General features: G+C 59.5%; 16 protein-coding genes and 1 other RNA gene. 10 read left to right on the plus strand and 7 right to left on the minus strand.

Going from position 1 to position 17,765, the window contains the following annotated elements:
* Positions 1 to 28: 28 nt before the first annotated feature.
* Positions 29 to 628 carry a lytic transglycosylase domain-containing protein gene (locus B0E33_RS21055; protein WP_023000473.1) on the plus strand — a complete coding sequence of 200 codons (600 nt, stop codon included), beginning with the start codon at positions 29 to 31 and terminating at the stop codon, positions 626 to 628.
* Positions 629 to 717: 89 nt separating this feature from the next.
* On the opposite strand, the gene B0E33_RS21060 is transcribed toward B0E33_RS21055, so the two are convergent.
* Positions 718 to 1,392: a pyridoxamine 5'-phosphate oxidase family protein gene (locus B0E33_RS21060; protein ID WP_077292337.1), complete on the minus strand. Its 675-nt coding sequence runs from the start codon at positions 1,390 to 1,392 to the stop codon at positions 718 to 720.
* Between the two features lie 84 nt (positions 1,393 to 1,476).
* Between B0E33_RS21060 and pdxR the strand changes: the two genes are divergently transcribed.
* Positions 1,477 to 2,949, plus strand: a complete 1,473-nt coding sequence (pdxR, locus tag B0E33_RS21065; RefSeq protein ID WP_077292338.1) for a MocR-like pyridoxine biosynthesis transcription factor PdxR — start codon at positions 1,477 to 1,479, stop codon at positions 2,947 to 2,949.
* Between the two features lie 11 nt (positions 2,950 to 2,960).
* Here the strand turns inward: pdxR and B0E33_RS21070 are convergent, their stop codons facing one another.
* The 4 genes from B0E33_RS21070 to B0E33_RS21085 form a co-directional block, all read right to left on the minus strand.
* Positions 2,961 to 3,611, minus strand: a complete 651-nt coding sequence (locus B0E33_RS21070) for a 3-oxoacid CoA-transferase subunit B (RefSeq protein ID WP_077292339.1) — start codon at positions 3,609 to 3,611, stop codon at positions 2,961 to 2,963.
* Positions 3,611 to 4,264 (minus strand): CoA transferase subunit A, encoded by a 654-nt coding sequence (locus tag B0E33_RS21075; RefSeq protein ID WP_077292340.1) that lies wholly within the window; start codon positions 4,262 to 4,264, stop codon positions 3,611 to 3,613. The genes B0E33_RS21070 and B0E33_RS21075 overlap by 1 nt, the downstream gene beginning before the upstream one ends.
* Before the next feature lie 129 nt (positions 4,265 to 4,393).
* The gene (locus B0E33_RS21080) at positions 4,394 to 6,079 is read right to left on the minus strand and encodes a methyl-accepting chemotaxis protein (protein ID WP_077292341.1); all 1,686 of its coding nucleotides are present in this window, start codon (positions 6,077 to 6,079) and stop codon (positions 4,394 to 4,396) included.
* A 12-nt stretch (positions 6,080 to 6,091) separates the two neighbouring features.
* A complete protein-coding gene (locus tag B0E33_RS21085; protein ID WP_208997675.1) occupies positions 6,092 to 6,694 on the minus strand; it encodes a hypothetical protein in 603 nt (200 codons plus the stop codon).
* A 428-nt stretch (positions 6,695 to 7,122) separates the two neighbouring features.
* Here B0E33_RS21085 and rnpB point away from each other — a divergent pair.
* An RNA gene (gene rnpB, locus B0E33_RS21090) (RNase P RNA component class A) lies at positions 7,123 to 7,545 on the plus strand.
* A 13-nt stretch (positions 7,546 to 7,558) separates the two neighbouring features.
* Here the strand turns inward: rnpB and B0E33_RS21095 are convergent.
* Both B0E33_RS21095 and B0E33_RS21100 read right to left on the minus strand, forming a co-directional pair.
* Positions 7,559 to 9,046, minus strand: coding sequence for a flavin-containing monooxygenase (locus B0E33_RS21095; RefSeq protein WP_077292342.1), 1,488 nt, complete (start codon positions 9,044 to 9,046; stop codon positions 7,559 to 7,561).
* Positions 9,047 to 9,140: 94 nt separating this feature from the next.
* Positions 9,141 to 9,587 (minus strand): cupin domain-containing protein, encoded by a 447-nt coding sequence (locus B0E33_RS21100; protein ID WP_077292343.1) that lies wholly within the window; start codon positions 9,585 to 9,587, stop codon positions 9,141 to 9,143.
* Between the two features lie 125 nt (positions 9,588 to 9,712).
* Between B0E33_RS21100 and B0E33_RS21105 the strand changes: the two genes are divergently transcribed.
* The 7 genes from B0E33_RS21105 to B0E33_RS21135 all read left to right on the plus strand — a co-directional run bounded on the left by B0E33_RS21105 (position 9,713) and on the right by B0E33_RS21135 (position 17,760).
* A complete protein-coding gene (locus B0E33_RS21105) occupies positions 9,713 to 10,765 on the plus strand; it encodes an AraC family transcriptional regulator (RefSeq protein WP_208997676.1) in 1,053 nt (350 codons plus the stop codon).
* Positions 10,766 to 11,179: 414 nt separating this feature from the next.
* Positions 11,180 to 11,647, plus strand: coding sequence for a division/cell wall cluster transcriptional repressor MraZ (locus B0E33_RS21110; protein WP_023000484.1), 468 nt, complete (start codon positions 11,180 to 11,182; stop codon positions 11,645 to 11,647).
* A complete protein-coding gene (gene rsmH / locus B0E33_RS21115) occupies positions 11,644 to 12,684 on the plus strand; it encodes a 16S rRNA (cytosine(1402)-N(4))-methyltransferase RsmH (RefSeq protein ID WP_077292344.1) in 1,041 nt (346 codons plus the stop codon). Before B0E33_RS21110 ends, rsmH begins: the two co-directional genes overlap by 4 nt.
* Position 12,685: 1 nt before the next feature.
* Positions 12,686 to 13,039, plus strand: a complete 354-nt coding sequence (gene ftsL, locus B0E33_RS21120) for a cell division protein FtsL (RefSeq protein ID WP_023000486.1) — start codon at positions 12,686 to 12,688, stop codon at positions 13,037 to 13,039.
* A 10-nt stretch (positions 13,040 to 13,049) separates the two neighbouring features.
* Entirely contained in the window at positions 13,050 to 14,762 is a 1,713-nt protein-coding gene (locus tag B0E33_RS21125; RefSeq protein WP_023014553.1) for a peptidoglycan D,D-transpeptidase FtsI family protein, read from the plus strand.
* Positions 14,763 to 14,863: 101 nt separating this feature from the next.
* Positions 14,864 to 16,333, plus strand: a complete 1,470-nt coding sequence (locus B0E33_RS21130; RefSeq protein ID WP_077292345.1) for a UDP-N-acetylmuramoyl-L-alanyl-D-glutamate--2,6-diaminopimelate ligase — start codon at positions 14,864 to 14,866, stop codon at positions 16,331 to 16,333.
* The gene (locus B0E33_RS21135; RefSeq protein WP_077292346.1) at positions 16,330 to 17,760 is read left to right on the plus strand and encodes a UDP-N-acetylmuramoylalanyl-D-glutamyl-2,6-diaminopimelate--D-alanyl-D-alanine ligase; all 1,431 of its coding nucleotides are present in this window, start codon (positions 16,330 to 16,332) and stop codon (positions 17,758 to 17,760) included. The genes B0E33_RS21130 and B0E33_RS21135 overlap by 4 nt, the downstream gene beginning before the upstream one ends.
* Positions 17,761 to 17,765: the final 5 nt, after the last annotated feature.

Raw genomic sequence — 17,765 nt, forward strand, 5'->3', positions numbered from 1 at the left:
TGCAACCACTCTTGCAGCACCGGCTGCAATGGCTAAAGGTACGGGTTCCGGGTCGGAGCCGATCCTCCATATCATCGACCCGGACAAGAAGAGCGAACCTGCCGAAGCCAAGCCGTCGGTCGGCTCTGGTTCCAAACCGATCCTGCACATCATTGAATCGAGCAAGCAGGAAACGCAGGAAAAACCTGCCAAGAAGACAAGAACTGCCAGCCTGACGCGCAAGGTGTCCCCGAAGCGGACGGCTGTTGTCAGCAACGACAAATACGCCAAGCTCATCCGAAAGGCCGCCGCCAAACATGGTGTGCCGGTCAAGATCGCCAAGGCAGTGGTCCAGGTGGAGAGCAACTTCAATCCGCGTGCACGCGGCAGCGCCGGTGAAGTCGGTCTGATGCAGATCAAGCCGGCAACCGCGCGTGGCATCGGCTACCGCGGGTCGACCAAGGCGCTCTATGACCCCGAAACCAATCTGGAATGGGGCATGAAGTATCTTGCCGGCGCACACAAGAAGGCGGGCGGCGACGTTTGTGGCACCATCTTGCGCTACAATGCCGGCCATTTCGCTAAGCGGATGAACCCGGTCAGCAAGCGCTACTGTTCCAAGGTCAAGCAGATCCTGGCCTCCAGCTAAAAGCAGCAGGGCGGTCAGCCGTGGGCAAACTGAAAACCCCGCCGGGATTTCCGGCGGGGTTTTCTTTTTGTGTGCTGAAGGCTGTCAGCTTATGCGAACTTCCTGCGGGCGGCTGGAACCGAGGCGGGAACCGGCGTTTCGGCAGGCACATCAGGGGCCGACAGGGGCTGGCCGAGTGCGGTCACCACAGGCACCACACCAGCCCATATATCGGTCCCGAGATCTTCCTTGTCGTCCACCGGTCCGCCGGTGCGGACCTTCGTGCTGACATGGTCGATATCCATGACAAGCACACCGGTTGCCTTGTGTTCCTTCGGCATCATTTCGCGGCATTCATCCCAGCGGCCAGGCAGCAGATGGTCGGTGATAGCGGCCAGGGCCTCGATCTGTTCCTGTTCGCTTTCGACAAGCCTCGCCGTGCCATGCACGATCGCGCAGCGATAGTTCATGGAATGATGGAAAGCGGAACGCGCGACCACCAGACCATCTACAAGTGTGACGGTAAGGCTCGCCGGTACGCCGTCCGCGTTTGACTTGATGATGCGGGTGGTGCTCGCTCCATGAATATAGATGCGGTCGTCGATCCGGGCATATGCCATCGGGATCACCATCGGTCGGTCTTCGTGAATGAAGCCGCAATGGGCGACAAGGCCCGCATCCAGAATGTCGTAGGCAACGGTCCTGTCGTATCCGCCGCGGTTCATCTGGCGGATCTTGGCATAACGGGGCAGATCCGCTGCCTGGCGTTTTTCCAGAGTGGACATGGTCTCGTCTCCAATTGACTGTTTGTCTTGTGTTGTGCTGTTTGTCCGATAAATTGGCTCCAAAGAAGGTCCGGTTTTTGGAAAATGACAGAACCAGTTTTTCCTGAAGGCATCCTGTCTCTTGAGCGGTCGGCAGACGTGCCATTGGCGGAACAGATCTATCGCGGCTTTCGTGACGCCGTGCGCACAGGCTTGCTGCGCTCGGGAACAAAGTTGCCATCCACGCGGCGGTTGGCGGCGTCGCTCAACGTTGGACGCAACACCGTCAACACGGCTTATGACCTTCTGCAAGCCGAAGGTGTGATCACCGTGCGCACCGGCGCTGCTCCCCGCATTACCGAAGGGCTGGTGCTGGAAGGTGTGCAGGCGCAGCGCAAGGTGGAAGCATTCGGGCTGAAGCTGTCGCAACGAGGCAGGACACTGAGTGCCAACTTGCGCGGCGAGGGGTGGGCCTATCGCCAGGGAGGCTTGCAACCGGGTGCGCCAGCACTTGATCTGTTTCCCTACGAGGAATGGGCAAGATCACTGCGCAGGGCCGCCCGGCTCGAGCGCAGCGCGGATCTCCACTATCAGAATTTTGCCGGTCTTGAGGTGCTCAAGCGGCAGATCGCCCGGCACCTTGCGGCCGAACGCGGGGTTCGGGCTGACCCTCATCGGATTCTTGTCACCAGCTCAACACAGGCCAGCCTGACGATGCTCAGCCAGGTGCTCACTGATCCGGGTGACGACGTCTGGCTGGAGGAGCCCGGCTACCTCGGCGCGCGGACGGCCTTTTCCGGGGCAGGTCTGACGATCCGGCCGCTGCCGACCGACGGCGAGGGCGCGGACGCGTCGAAGATGGCTCATCTGGATCAGCCGCCAAAGCTGATCTATGTCACACCGTCCCATCACTATCCCCTTGGGGCACGCATGCCCTTGGCGAGGCGTCTGATGCTTCTTGATGTTGCGCGCACCTGCGGCGCGGTGATCCTGGAAGACGACTATGACAGCGAGTTCCTGTTCGAGGGCCGGCCTGTGGCTGCGCTGCACGGTCTGGCGGATGAGGGACAGGTTGTTTACATGGGCACGTTCGCGAAGAGCCTGCTCCCCGGGCTCCGGATTGCCTATTGCGTCGTGCCTGAGGTTCTTGTGGCCCCGCTCACCCAAACCATGCGCAATATCGGCTGTTCTGCCAATGTTCAGGCCCAGGCTGCACTCGCCCACTTCATGGATTGCGGGGCCTATCAGAAGCACCTGAAACAGATCCGTCCGGTCTATCTCGAGCGGGGGACGATGCTCGCCGGCGCGTTACGGCAGAGGCTGGGCAATCGTGTGGAAGTTGCGCCTCTTACAGGCAATGTGCAGTTGACGGTCATGTTCCGGGAGCCCGTCAACGATATTGCCCTTGCAGTCGCCATGCAGGACCACGGCTTTGCCGTTTCACCGCTCAGCAATTGTTATCTAGCCGCAGGAGGGCGGCCGGGGCTTATTGTCGGCTTTGCCGGTGCGAATGCACGGCAGATCGAGGAGGGCGTGGACACCCTTGCCGGTTTGCTTGGTACTGGACACGCGCATTGACCAGTCTTCCTTCAAAGCCGCATGGTCGGGACGTCCCCGTGAACGATCAGCGAGGCTTCTGTTGCGGAGATGACATCATCGACACTCAGGCCGGGGCCCGTTTCTCGAAGGACGAGGCCGTCGTCCGTGGGTTCGATCACGGCCATTTCCGTCACGATCAGGCTGACACGACGGCGAGCCGTCAGGGGAAGTGTGCATTCCTTCAGGATCTTGGGGTGGCCCTTGGCCGTGTGAACCATTGCGACGATCACCTGTTTGGCGCCGGCCACAAGATCCATTGCACCGCCCATGCCCGGAACCATCTTGCCCGGTATCATCCAGTTCGCGAGATAGCCACGTTCATCCACCTGCAGGCCGCCGAGAACCGTCATGTCCAGATGGCCGCCGCGGATCAGGCCGAAGCTCATGGCGCTGTCGATGGAAGCAGCTCCCGGAACGGCGGTCACGAAACCGCCGCCGGCATCGGTGAGGTCGGGGTCTTCCATCCCTTCCGGCGGGCGGGCGCCCAGGCCGATCACACCGTTTTCGGCCTGAAAGAAGACATGCACTTCCTTCGGCAGGTAATTGGCCACCAGTGACGGCAGGCCGATGCCGAGATTGACCAGCGTACTGGCCTTGATTTCCTGTGCCACGCGGCGGGCGATGATTTCCTTGTCGTCCATCAGGCTGCCCTTTCCAGAAGATGATCGACGAGAATGCCGGGTGTTTTCACGCTATCTGGCGAAATCACACCCACGGGTACGATCGTGTGCGGTTCCGCGATAACGGTCTTGCCCGCCAGAGCCATGGTCGGGTTGAAATTGTGGGCGGTGAGGGAATACTCCAGATTGCCGACGTAGTCCGCCCGGTAGGCGGCCAAAAGGGCGAAATCGCCATGGATGGGGGTCTCCAGAAGATATTCCTTGCCGTCGACGGTGATCTTCTGCTTGCCTTCTTCGACGAGCGTGCCGATGCCGGTCGGGGTCAGGATGCCACCCAGACCGACGCCGGCCGCCCGGATGCGTTCGACCAGCGTCCCCTGGGGAACCAGTTCGACATCAATCTCGCCGGATATCATCTTCTGCTGGGTTTCCGGGTTGAGGCCGATGTGAGAAGCGATCACCCTTGAAACCGAACCTGCGCTGACGAGCTTGCCGATGCCACGACCCGGCATGGCCGTGTCATTGGCGACAATCGTCAGGTTTCTGGTGCCTTTCGCCACGATGGCGTCAATCAACCGGTGGGGCGACCCCACCCCCATGAAACCTCCCACCAGCAGGGTGGCTCCGTCTGGAATGAGGTCCGCAGCTTCCTGCGTCTTGATCGCGTGTTTCACGAAAACGTCCCCCGGAATGAAATCCTAAGGGGACGTTAGCCGCTGGCGTCGCACAAGAGAAATGAAGTTTGTGCGACGCAGTATTATTACCGAGACCGTGAACCCACTACAGGGCTCGATCAAGGCTGGTTACGCTGCCCGCACCTTGCCCAGGAAGTCCTGCATGGCGTGGCGCAGTGTATTGGACTGTTCATGCAATTCGCCGACAGCCGCATTCATGTCCGAGCTCAGGTTTGCCGTTTCGCTGGCAGCGCCACTGACCTCGGAAATGGATCTCGAAACGCTTTCGGTACCCTGTGCGGCTTCGGAGACGCTGCTGGCGATTTCGGTCGTTGCCAGGTTCTGTTCTTCCGCTGCACCGGACATGGCGTGCGTGTTTTCCGAAATCTTCTGGACGAGACCGGCAACAGACTCGGTTGCTTCTGTCGAAGCATCCGCGGCCTGGCGCATTTCCGTGATCTGCCGGTCGATTTCCTCCGTCGCCTTGGATGTCTGTTCCGCGAGTGCCTTGACCTCGGATGCAACAACGGCAAAGCCCTTTCCGGCCTCGCCGGCACGGGCAGCTTCAATGGTCGCGTTGAGGGCGAGCAGGTTGGTCTGTTCGGCAATATCGGTGATCAGCTTCGTAACGTCGCCGATGCGCGAAACCACCTGCTGCACCGTCGCCACGGCTTCGTTGGATCGCCCGACTTCATGTTCCGCTTCCTGGGCGATTTCCGAGGATGATCGCACCTGTTCCGTGATTGCACGGATGGAAGCTGAAAGTTCCTCTGTCGCGCTGGCAACGGTATTCACGTTGGTGGTTGCCTGTTCTGCTGCTGCCGAAACGGCCAGGGCCTGGTCCGTGGTGTTGTTGGCAATCGTTGACAGTGATCCGGCGGAACTGGTCAGCGCATCCAGTCTTGTAATCATCCCGTCGCAGATGTTGAGGACAGTTGCTTCGAAGTCGCTGGCAACCTTCTCCATTTCCTCGCGCTTGATGCGTTCGGCGTTGATGCGTTCCGCTTCAGCCTGTTGCTCAAGTTCGCGTGTGCGGATCAGGTTTTCTCGGAAGACGCCGAGCGCGCGGCCGAGAAGACCGATTTCGTCCTTACGGTCGCTGATATCAACCGTCTGAGACGTGTCTCCGGCCGACAGCTTGTCGGTTATGACGGACAGTCTCGATAGCGGCGCTGAAATCGCGATGTGATTGAGGAAGCCGAGGATCATCGCAAGCACGGTGAGGATCAGTGTGCTGGAGAGCGAGACGATCTGGACCGTGTTCAGTGACCTGTTCTGGGCAATAACCGATTTCTGCCGTTCCGCATCAACCGCATCGGCAAGCTGTCGGCTTTGCTGCTGAACAGCTGACAAAAGACCCGAGCTTTCCGGTGTCAGGTCAATCGCACGCGCCATGTCGACCGTCTCCGGTGTGCGCATAAGTTCGATCTGGCGTGCGGCAATCTGGCTGTACCAGGTTTCCCAGCTTGATTTCAGTTCGGAGAGATGGCTTTGAAACTCAGGCAGGCTCGCGTCGACAAGTGAGCCGACTTCCGAAAACCCTGTCTGAATTTCATCGTTCAGATCCTGGGACCGGGTGAGAAGATCTCGGTTGCCGGTGAGCAGAAAGGATTTCACCGACAAAGCCTGCGCTGCGATCTTTTCCGTGAGTTCAGCCGTTTCCACGTTGAGATCCGACAGGTTGTTTGCTGTCTTGACTTCATCCAGAGCCGAATGCGTCTGATAGGCACTCATGCCACCGGCCACTGCGCCGACCAATGCGAGCGTCAGGAACCCTGCGGCGATCTTTTTGCTGACGGATAGATTTTTGAACATGGTATTTCCCGCTTAAGATCCCGTACCGTGACGACGCATCAGTTCGGTCAGGTTGAATTCGACTGTTGCAGCCCCGATGGCTTTCTTGGTTTCGGGGTCAGTGATCGTCATGTTGAGCTGGGCACGCCAGATCTTGCTGCCGTCGTCCCATTCCGGTTCGTCGATGAAAACGGTTTCAGGGCCGTTCGGGAAGGTCTTCTGGAACTTGGCCTCGTCTCCCTGCCAGTAGTCGCTGGTAATCGCACTTTGCCCGACGTTCAGACCGTTCGCGTCCATGACGAAGATTTCAGGATAGAGGCCGAGGGACCCTGCCTGAACGCGCAGGAGGTAGATCGACAAGGGGGCGGACAAGGTCGCGGAAATCAGAGGCTTGTCCGCTGCTTCGCGTTCCTGTCGCCATTGGGCGTCCAGTGCGTCGATGTCTGCCTGTGAAAGAGACCCGCGCAAATTGTTTTGTGCGTTGATCGACAAGGCGACAATCGGGTTGGAAAGCCATTCGGCAACGGCTTCCACAATCTCCGGCTGGATCAACGCTTTCGCATCGGGCGGTGTTTCCGCAGCCTGGGCTGCAGTTGCCAGCATGATCGCAGGCAGGAAGACGCACAGTTGACGCATTTTTAGCTCCATGTTTGTTCCCATTACCTTCCGTCACATGGGTTTCTTATTGCTTAATATTTCGGCAACGGCGGGAAAAAGTTTTTATCTTTCGATGACCTAGTAAAAATTTATATTGATATTTTTTACAGTAACTAGAATTACTTTCCTCTTTTTCCGTTCCGGGGTTGGCGGGTTTTGCCGCAGGCTCTTGGGTGCCTGGCCCGATGGCACCTTGACAGTTTTGCCAGTCTATAGCCCTGCAAGAGCTAGCTTGCGTGAGGATTGTGAAGCGTACGAACGGGTGAGGAGGGGGGGCAAAGTCGCAGCCGCCAGTGGACGGCAGGTTGGCGGAATGACACAGGACCGGGACGCTATCCCGGGAATTCGCGCAGCACGGCATCGACTGTCGCTTGACCTTGTCCGCAAAGCCTCCTAAGTCCCATGCGCCAGTCGGTCGGACAGCCGCTGCCGCAAGTGCCGAAAGGCCGCGGGGGAGGAAAGTCCGGGCTCCATGGAAACACGGTGCCGGGTAACGCCCGGCGAGGGCGACCTTAGGGAAAGTGCCACAGAAAGCAAACCGCCCCGGACAGATCGAGAGATTTTCCCGGGGTAAGGGTGAAAGGGTGGGGTAAGAGCCCACCGCGCAACTGGCAACAGCGGCGGCATGGTAAACCCCACCGGGAGCAAAACCGAATAGGGACAGCGCGAACCGGAGCGATCCGGTTCAGGCCGGTTTCCAGGCCAGTTGTCCGGGTTGGTTGCGATAGGCGTCTGGCAACAGACGTCACAGATGAATGGCTGTCACGTCCGCGTCAGGTCTCGTATCTGACCGGGCCATACAGAACCCGGCTTACAGGCCGGCTGGCTCTTAACCTTCCCTGTTCAGCCCGCTGCATATTGCGGCGTGCTGCCAAGAAATGTCCCGTAAGCTTCTGCGTTCGGGTAGGAGAACTGCTCCGCCAACGGGTTTGCGCGTTTTCGCTTGGCAGCCCCCATATCCGCCAGCAGTTCATCGAAGTGCCGGAAGTGGAAGGGGGCAGAGCAAAGACCGCCATAGACCTGGGCAGCCGGCCGTTCCCGCCGCCGCCAGTGGAGCATCTGGTCGATGTTGGTGCGCATTTCCCTATCCGTCGGCTGATGAGCCAGTTGCCCGTCGGCATACCGAACCAGCCAGTTGGCAATCATTTCCGCCGACAGCACGGTGCAAAAACTGGAGTTGAAGCCGACAAAGCCCATGTCGGGCAGGTCTGGGTTCACCGACAAACGGTAGACCCTGTATTGCCCGTCGGGCTCTATCAGTTTGTCCCGGTATTCCTTCGCCAGATAGGGAATGCCGAGTTTCCAGCCCACGGCCAGCACAGCCAGATCACAGGGCAGTGCTTCTCCCGTGGACAGGATGACCTGGCCATTCTCATAGCGCGCGAAGGTTCCTCGAACCGGGCGGATGCTGCCCGCTTCAAAACCTTCGAAAAGCCCCGGTGTCACGATCGGCAACGAACAGGAGGCGTCCTTTTCGATCGGGATATCCGGAACCATGTCCCATTTCTTCAACTTGAGCTGAAACTTGAGCAGGGTTTCCAGCCCTCTGAAATTTGCCCAGATCAATGGCTTGAAGGCAGCAGAGACCGCTTTTGCAAGGCCGGTCCGGCCCCAGCCGTTGAATTGCTGTTCCTGGGCGCGCATGTAGAGCAGGCGTTTGAAATTGATGCCACCGACAAAATAGGGCACGCGCCAGACCGGTTCCCGGTAGACCAGCGTGACCGATTTCGCACCGTTTCTGGCGGCGTTGACCACCAGGTCGGTCGCGGATTTGGAGCCGCCGAGGACGATCACATGTTTGCCCCGCGCCATGCTGCTGTCGGTATAGTCCGAGCTGTGCAGCACCTGGCCGCCGGCGGCCTCGAAGGCTTCTTGCCCAGGGTGGAAAATGACGTTCTTGTCCGAAAACTGGCCGGTGCAGATGGCGACGAAGTCGAAGTCTTCGCACCAGGTTCTGCCGGCCGCCTCAAGTGTCAGTGTCCAGCCCGGATTGCCATCCTTGCGGCGATCCATGGACAGGACATTGGTGTTCAGCCGGAACAGGCGGCCGAGTTTGTGTTTTGTCGCATAGGCATGCAAATAGGCATGTACCTGAGGCCCTTTCGGCCATTCTGGATAGTCGTCCGGCATGGGCAGGTCGGTGAAGCGGTAAAGGTCCTTGGGCGACTGGGTCTGCACGTCCGGATAGGACCGCGACAGTTCCCAGACACCACCGAAATCGTGGCTTCGCTCGAAGCCCATCACCCTGTGCCCGCGTTCGTCAAAGGCTTTTGCAGCCGCAAGCCCGCTCACGCCGCCGCCGATTACGGCGACAGTCTTGCGTTTCGTCATTCTCGATGTCCTCTCGCCTCAGGGGGCGCCGGCAGTGTGGTATCTGCCGGCAATCCACCCCGTCACTTCAAAAGCTGGATCTGGCCGTGTTGGCTCATGCCTGATCGGGAGGCGGCAGAAAGTCGATCTCATGCAAGGCGGAAAGCCGGACCAGTTCAGCCGGATCTGTCACGCCGTCGAGCGCGCCGAAGAGTTCGAAGAGTTTACGGGACGGCGCAACGCCGAAGACACAGGTGGCCGTCTTGCCGGACCTGTTGAAGATGCCGTGGGCTTCACCCATCGGCATGCGGATCGTGTCGCCCGCCTTTGCCTTGTGGGTCTGACCACCCATTTCGACTTCCAGCTCCCCTTCCAGCATCACGATCCATTCGTCCTGGGTCGGATGTATGTGAGGTGGGACAAAGGTCTCCGCCGGAATGAGCGCATGCCAGATGAAGGCGTTGCCGCTCAGGAGTTTCGGCGTATAGGTGTGCCCGACCACATTCCAGCTGATATTGTCCAGTCCCGCGTTCGCTGCGGTAATGCCTGCGCCATCTTGCATGATTGTTCCCCTCATCGCTCATTTGGTGCGCTTTGGTCTTTCGACAGGTGAAAGGCTAAGCGCGGCTCGATGGATTTCTTTATCCAGAAAGCGAAATTACTTGGCCGGATGCAGTAAAATGACGCATGGCACACAAGGTGGCGCTTGAAAGGGCCTCGCAGCAGCGGCATGCTTCCACAATGTTGTCTCAGGCAGAAAGCAAAACGCCGCTCGATCGTTTCAAATGCTTCGAAACCACGGATGTGGACGAAGCCAGGGAAATCGTTGCCCGTCACTTCTGCAATCATCGCCTGGGGCGTTTTTCGGCATCCGACAGGTTTGATGCCTGCCAGAACCGGGCGCGTGGACAGCATCTTTCTCTCAACTACCTGCGGTATGGCGCTGATGTGGCGATCGAGCCAGGAGAACTTGCCGAGTTCTACCTGATCCAGCTTCCGATTACCGGCGCGGCTGAGGTCCGCAATGGTCGTCGTTCCATGGTGTCAACGCCGAGGGTTGCCTCCATTCTCAATCCGGACCGGCACACTGCCATGCGCTGGCATGCCGGCTGCCAGCAGATCCTTCTTCAGATCGAGACCGGTTTCCTGCAGGAAGTTGCAAGCAGAATGGCCGGTGTGAGTGTTGGTCAGGTTCGCTTCGAACCCGAATTCAATCTTCTGTCTCGCGCTGGTGCTGCCTGGCGCCGTCGCTTGCGCGGTGTTCTGGGCGCAGTCGAGGAAGGGCGGGTTTTTCAGGGGGGAGGGAGCCCGGAACAACGCCATCTGGAAGAAGCCCTTGTCGGAGCGCTGCTGGAATTTCAGCCGAACACCGCATCGCCGCTGCTGGAACGGCGGGAGACCGGCAGGTCACCGGCCATCCTGAAGCGTGCGGTCAGCCTGATCGGCGAGCGTTTTGCCGACGACATCAGTCTTCTGGATATCAGTACCCACGCAGGAACCTCGCCCCGGAACCTTCAATTGCAGTTCCGGCAGGAATACGGCTGTACTCCACTTCAGTACCTCCAGGACGTCCGGTTGAGTTATGCGCGGCACCTGTTGTTGTCGGAGGGGCACAGTCTGCCCGTGGCAGAGGTGGCCTACCGGTCCGGCCACCGGCACCTGGGCCGGTTCTCGGTTGCCTACCGGGAGCGGTTCGGCGAGACACCAGGGGCCACGGGTCGGGCGCTCAGGTTCGGTTGAGACACTCGCCACAAAGGCGGTTTTCTTTCTCCACAAGTCTTTCCAGATAGGCAGAAATTGCCGGTTTTCCGGGCTTCGATGCGGAAAACCTCCGTATTCCTGCGAATCCGATTCTCCAATTGTGTCAAGGCTTCATTAAGCATGTTTGCCTTAAGGTCTCTCGACGGGGTCGTGTGCGATCAAATCGAGCCGGAATCCATGAGATTCCATTGACCGCCCATGATTTCCCATGGTATCCCATAAATACCCAGAATGGGGAGCGCGGGCCCATCTCAGTAGGGTCATGGACATCGATTTAACGGTTCTGAAAGTGCCGTTTTTGCAAATTGCGTGTCCGGGCAAGTTGCCGGCCTTCCTCTCATTTGCGGGTGAACTTGGGATTTAAACGGGTGGGGACCCGTTTCGAGGGGATGAATGGCCGGCTTTGTTTCTCACTTTACCAACCGGCTGGATGCCAAGGGTCGCGTGTCGATCCCGGCGCCCTTCCGTACGGTATTGGCGAGAGATGGATTTGAAGGCCTTTATTGCATTGCTTCTTCACACTGCGCGGCTGTCGACGCGGGCGGAAACGATCTGCTTGCTGAAATCAACAAGCGCTCGGAAGCCTTTGCAAAGCTCTCTCCCGATCATGATGCACTGGCGATCGCCCTGTTCGGTGCCAGTGAAAACCCGAGGATCGATGGGGATGGCCGCATGACCATTTCCGACATGATCCGCGAACACACCGGAATTACCGACCAGGTCACCTTCGTCGGCATGAATTACAAGTTCCAGATCTGGGAACCTGAAAAGTTTCGCGAGTACCGCGCAGAGGCCCAACGGCGTGCGCTCGCGATGCTGTCGGGGCAAAGCTCCGCATCCTCTCAGGGAGAGCCGGTATGATGGCGCTCGGCGACAGAGACGTTGCTCCTGACGCTGGCGGACCCGAGCGCCATGTGCCGGTTCTCCTGAAAGAGGTTCTGGAGTGGCTTGCACCGCAGCCCGGCGAGGTGATTGTCGACGGTACTTTCGGTGCCGGAGGTTATTCCCGCGCAATTCTGGAACGTGGTGCCCATGTGATCGGTATCGACCGGGATCCGGACGCGATTGCTGGCGGGCAGGAGCTTGTGAAAGCTTCCGAAGGCCGGTTGATGCTCGTGCCGGGTCAATTTGCGGGTCTTGAAACGCATGCCCGCGGTTGCGGTTTTGATGGTGTCGACGGTGTGGTTCTCGATCTCGGCGTTTCTTCCATGCAGCTTGATGAGGCCGATCGCGGCTTTTCATTCCTGCGCGATGGGCCGTTGGACATGCGTATGGAGCAGGCCGGGCCATCGGCTGCGGATGTCGTCAATGAGCTGCCAGTGAAGGATCTGATCCGCGTCATCGGTCTGTTGGGCGAGGAAAAGCGGGCGACGACAGTTGCGCACGCCATCGACAGGGCCCGCAAGGAAAAGCCATTCACCCGGACCTTGGACCTGGCGAACCTGATCGAAAAGGTGCTTGGCCGGTCGCCCAAGAAGGCACAGATCCATCCGGCAACGCGAACCTTCCAGGCGCTGCGGATCTATGTGAACGGCGAGTTGCATCAGGCGGCTGAAGCGCTGGGCGCGGCCGAGCGGATTCTGAAGCCGGGCGGACGCCTTGTGCTGGTGAGTTTCCATTCCCTCGAAGACCGTATCGTCAAGCGGTTCTTCCAGGATCGGACCCGGACCCGCGGTGGCGGATCACGACATTTGCCGGAGGAAGACGTGCCTCCGGCGACATTCGAATTGTTGACGCGCAAGGCGGTGGAAGCTGCCGACGCTGAAACGGATATCAATCCGCGGGCAAGATCCGCGAAGCTTCGGGCCGGGCGGCGGACCGAAGCTGAGGCGCGAGAGCTGGACATCCATCAGGCGGGTGTCCCACGTCTCGCAGCCTTCCATGGGCTAGGGGGCTAATATGGTTCGAACGCTGAACATCGTGTTCATACTGGCGGTCGTGATCGGCGCGGCGACGGTCTATGACATGAAGCTCGCAGCGACGAAGTCTGCGGAGAAGGTTGCCGATCTGAAGCGGCAGATCGATGAGGAGCGCGACTCCATCCGTCATCTGAAGGCGGAGTGGAGCCTTCTCAACAAGCCGGACCGGCTGCAGTCCCTTGTCGAACGCTATAACGATTATCTTCTTCTTGAACCGCTTGATGTGAAGCAGATCGTGACAACGGAAGATCTCCCGGCGCGTCCTGTGATGCTGGAGCCAATCGGTGGCAGTCAGATGGGCGGCTATGCCGGCTCGTCTGCTGTGATCCAGTGAGGGCGCGGTCATGACGATGGTTAGTGAACCGGCCAGCTTCCTTCAGGTAAGACGGGCTCATCCGCGGGCGACAAGGGACTCCGTCTCCGCCAGCGCGGTCAAATCCCGTGTCTATGTGGCCATGCTTGCCTTTGCCTGCGTCTATGTTGCGATCGCGGGCCGGCTGGTCATGCTGGCGCAAATGGAAGAGGCGCCGTCCCATGCCTGGATTTCGGCGCAGGATTCCGTTGCCGCCTCGCGTCCGGACCTGATCGACAGGAATGGCGAGATCCTTGCTACCGACATCAAGACGGCTTCGCTTTACGCTGAACCGCGCCGCATCATGGATGTGGATGAGGCGGTCGAGGGGTTGATCCGTATCGTGCCGGATCTGAACGAGGGTCTGGTGCGTCGCCGCCTGGAAAGCGGCGCCGGCTTCGTCTGGCTTAAGCGCGAAATGACACCGCAGCAGGCAGAAAGAGTTCATAATCTCGGCCTGCCGGGTATCGGCTTCCTTTCGGAAAACCAGCGTTTCTACCCGGGTGGGCCGACCGCGGGCCATATCGTTGGTTCCGTCAACGTCGACAATCAGGGCCTCGCCGGGATCGAAAAATACATCGATGACTCCTGGTTGAGGGACCTTCAATCGCTTGGCTTTACGTCGGACCGTACGATGGAGCCGGTGAAGTTGTCCGTCGACCTGCGCGTCCAGCATGTCGTGCGCGATGAGCTCGTGAAGGCGATGGAACGCTACAAGGCGATCGCTGCGGCCGGTATCGTTCTGGATGTGAAGACCGGCGAAGTGGTCGCCATGTCCTCCCTGCCGGACTACGACCCGAACGACCGGGCCCAGGCCCTGGAAAAGGACCGCCTGAACCGGGCAACCGGTGGTGTCTTTGAGATGGGGTCGGTCTTCAAGACATTCACCACCGCAATGGCGCTGGATTCGGGGGCTGTTTCGATCAATGACAGCTTCGATGCAACCCGTCCGATCAGGGCAGGCGGCCGCACGATTTCGGATTTCCACGGGAAACACCGAATCCTGTCGGTGCCTGAAATCTTCATCTATTCTTCCAACATCGGCACCGCAAAAATGATGCTGGCGACCGGTATTGCGCGCCAGCAGGACTTCCTGAAGCGGCTGCATCTGACTGACCGTCTGCAGACCGAGTTGCCGGAAAATGCAGCGCCGCTGTTGCCGCCGAAATGGAACGAGCTGGCGGCGATGACCATCTCGTTCGGGCACGGTATCTCGGTAACGCCGATGCAGACCGCCGTTGCCGCCGCAGCGCTGGTGAATGGTGGCGTCCTGCTTCCGCCAACCTTCCTGCCGAGAAGCCCCGAAGACGTGCAAAAGCTTGGCAAACAAGTTGTTTCTCCGGAAACGAGCCGCATGATGCGTTATCTTTTCAGGCTGAACGTGCTCTCCGGTTCGGGCCGCCGGGCCGATGTCCCAGGGTACACGGTCGGTGGCAAGACGGGCACCGCGGAGAAGATCGAGAACGGTCGATATGTCAACAACAAGCGCCGCAACTCGTTCCTGTCGGCTTTCCCGATGGACGACCCGCGCTACGTGGTTCTGGTCGTTATCGACGAGCCGAAACCGGAACGCGACGGCATTGGTGCGACGGCTGGTCTGAACGCTGCGCCGATGGTTGGCGCAATCGTTCGCCGCTCGGCTCCCATGCTTGGTGTGATGCCGCGGTTCAGCAAAGGGGATGAACCAATCGAGATTTCCTATTAAGGAGACGAGTTGAGCTTTGAAAACCGGCGGGGTCGCAGCCGAAATCCGGTTTTCCGAAAAAGCTCATTAATGACGACGCACAAACCGGATGATCGGGTGAGATGGATCTTGAGTATTTAGCTGCCGGGCTGACCTTGCCCGAAGCGGCAGAGGCTCGGAAAATTACGGGGCTGACGGCTGATAGCCGCAAAGTTCAGCCGGGCTTCTTGTTTGCCGCCTTCAAGGGGGCTTCCGTCGACGGGACAAAGTTCGCCCCGGACGCAGCAGCGGCCGGGGCAATTGCCATTCTGTGTGCTGAAGAGGCCGCAGATGCAGTGCGTGCACAGGTGCCGAACACGGTTGCCGTTGTCAGTGCCGCAGAGCCTCGTCAGGTCTTTGCAAGAATGGCGGCCCGTTTCTACGGAGCTCAACCCGACACAATCGTTGCCGTAACCGGAACTGCGGGCAAGACATCCGTTGCTCATTTCGCCCGCCAGATTTTCCAGTCTGCAGGCCATCCTGCCGCAAGTCTTGGTACACTGGGCGTTATCAAGCCGGATGGAGAAAGCTACGGCGGACTGACAACGCCGGACCCGGTTGCCTTGCACAAGCAGTTGGCGGAGCTGGAAGAAGAAGGTGTCAATCACGCGGCGCTTGAGGCCTCTTCGCACGGTCTCGATCAGTACCGGCTGGACGGTGTTCGTCTGACGGCGGCCGCCTTCACCAATCTTGGCCGCGATCACATGGATTATCATCCGACGATCGAGCATTACCTGAATGCAAAACTTCGCCTGTTCAAAGAGTTGCTTCCGTCAGGCGGCGCAGTGGTTTGCGATCCGGGTGAGAAATTTGCTGACAGGGTCATGGCGGTCGCGCAGGAGCGAGGATTGCCGCTCTTCACGGTCGGAGAAACCGGCCGGAACCTCACCCTGACTGGCCTGAAACCGATGGGGGCAGGGCAGGAACTGACGATCCAGAGTGCGCGCGGCGAATACAAGGTGACGCTGCCCCTGATCGGCCGCTTCCAGGTTTCCAACGCACTCATTGCTGCCGGTCTCGCGATTGCCGCTGGGATCGACACGGGAACTGCCTTGCGGGCCCTTGAAAACCTGAAGGGGGCTCCAGGCCGTCTTGAACTTGCCGGCAAGACGCCAGCAGGCGGACTGGTTTTTGTCGATTACGCCCACAAGCCGGACGCGCTTGATAACGCCCTTGCGGCTTTGAAGCCGTTTGCCCGTGGCAAGCTGTCCGTGATCATCGGCGCCGGTGGCGACAGGGACCCCGGAAAACGCGAGCTGATGGGGGAAGTCGCGGCTCGCAGGGCCGATCTGGTTATCGTCACGGACGACAACCCGCGCTCGGAAGATCCGGCGACCATTCGCAAGGCGGTGTTGGGTGGCGCACCCGATGCAATGGAGATTGGCGACCGGTATGAAGCGATCGCAGAGGGAGTTCGCCGCCTAAAGGATGGCGATATCCTGTGTGTGGCCGGAAAAGGTCACGAAACGGGCCAGATTGTTGGCGACACAGTGATTCCCTTTTCCGATCACGAAGCCGTAAAGCGCGCCATCAGTCTTGAAGGAAACACATGAGCGACCCGCTTTGGACCCTTGATGCCTTTGTTGAAGCCGCCGGTGGCCGCCTTCAGGGTGATGCTGGCGCTGAAATTACCGGTATATCCATAGACAGCCGGACGCTGGAGCCGGGTGATGCATTCGTCGCGATCACCGGCGACCGTCTGGACGGGCACGATTATGTTGCCGCCGCACTGGAAGCCAGCGCATCTGTGGCGCTGGTTGGCGAGGATCGCTTGTCCGACCTGCCCGAAGATGGCCGCTACGTGGTGGTGGACGATCCGCTTGAAGCCATGCGCAAGCTCGGTGTTGCTGCGCGGGCCCGCAGCAATGCCCGCATTGTCGCGGTCACCGGTTCTGTCGGCAAGACCGGCACGAAGGAAGCGCTGCGCCTGACACTGACAGAATCCGGCAAGGTTCATGCCTCGGTTGCCTCTTTCAACAACCATTGGGGCGTACCGCTGACATTGGCACGCATGCCCGCCGACACGGATTTCGGTGTCTTCGAGATCGGCATGAACCATGCGGGCGAAATCTCGCCGCTGGTAAAGATGGTGCGCCCGCACGTGGTGATCATCACCACCGTTCAGCCGGTACACCTGGAATTCTTCGACAGCGTCGAGCAGATAGCCAAGGCAAAGGCAGAAATTTTCGACGGACTGGAGCCTGGTGGAATTGCGATCCTGAACAAGGACAATCTGCAATTCGACCTGCTGAAGTTTCTGGCGGCTGCTGCCGGTGTTTCCAAAATCCAAACATTTGGCGAAGACCCTTCGGCAGACAGCCATCTCCAGAAGGCCGTTTCCTATCCGGCCGGATCGAGTGTCGACGCCAGCATTCTAGGCCAGGAAATCACCTACAAGATCGGGGCGTCGGGCAAACACCACGTCAAGAATAGCCTGGCGGTCCTGACCGCGGTCGTGGATCTGGGGGCGGATCTTGCAAAAGCAGGACTGGCACTCGATTCCATGCGCGCACCCAAGGGTCGCGGCGAGGTGACCCGTCTGCCCATGCAGAAGGGCGAGTTCAACCTGATCGACGAGAGCTACAACGCCAATCCCGCCTCTATGAAGGCAGCACTTGCCGTTCTAGGCGAGGCGCCTGTCACAAGGCCGGGTCGCCGCATTGCCGTCATTGGAGACATGCGCGAACTGGGGACCGATGCCGACCGTTTGCACGCGGAGTTGCTCCAGCCGATTACCGACGCCGATATCGACGCGGTCTATTGCGCGGGCCCGCACATGCATGCGCTCTGGAAGCTGCTGCCGCATGACCTGCGCGGACACTACTGCGAAGAAGCAAAAGACCTGGAAGACGTGCTTTTGGGCGACGTCCGTTCCGGTGATGTTGTTATGATCAAGGGATCGCTCGGAACCCGGATGGGCCCGCTTGTCGAGGCCTTGAAAAAAGAATATCCGCCTGCGGACGACACCGCAGCGGCGTAAGGGGC

Source organism: Roseibium algicola, from assembly GCF_001999245.1.
Classification (GTDB): domain Bacteria; phylum Pseudomonadota; class Alphaproteobacteria; order Rhizobiales; family Stappiaceae; genus Roseibium; species Roseibium algicola.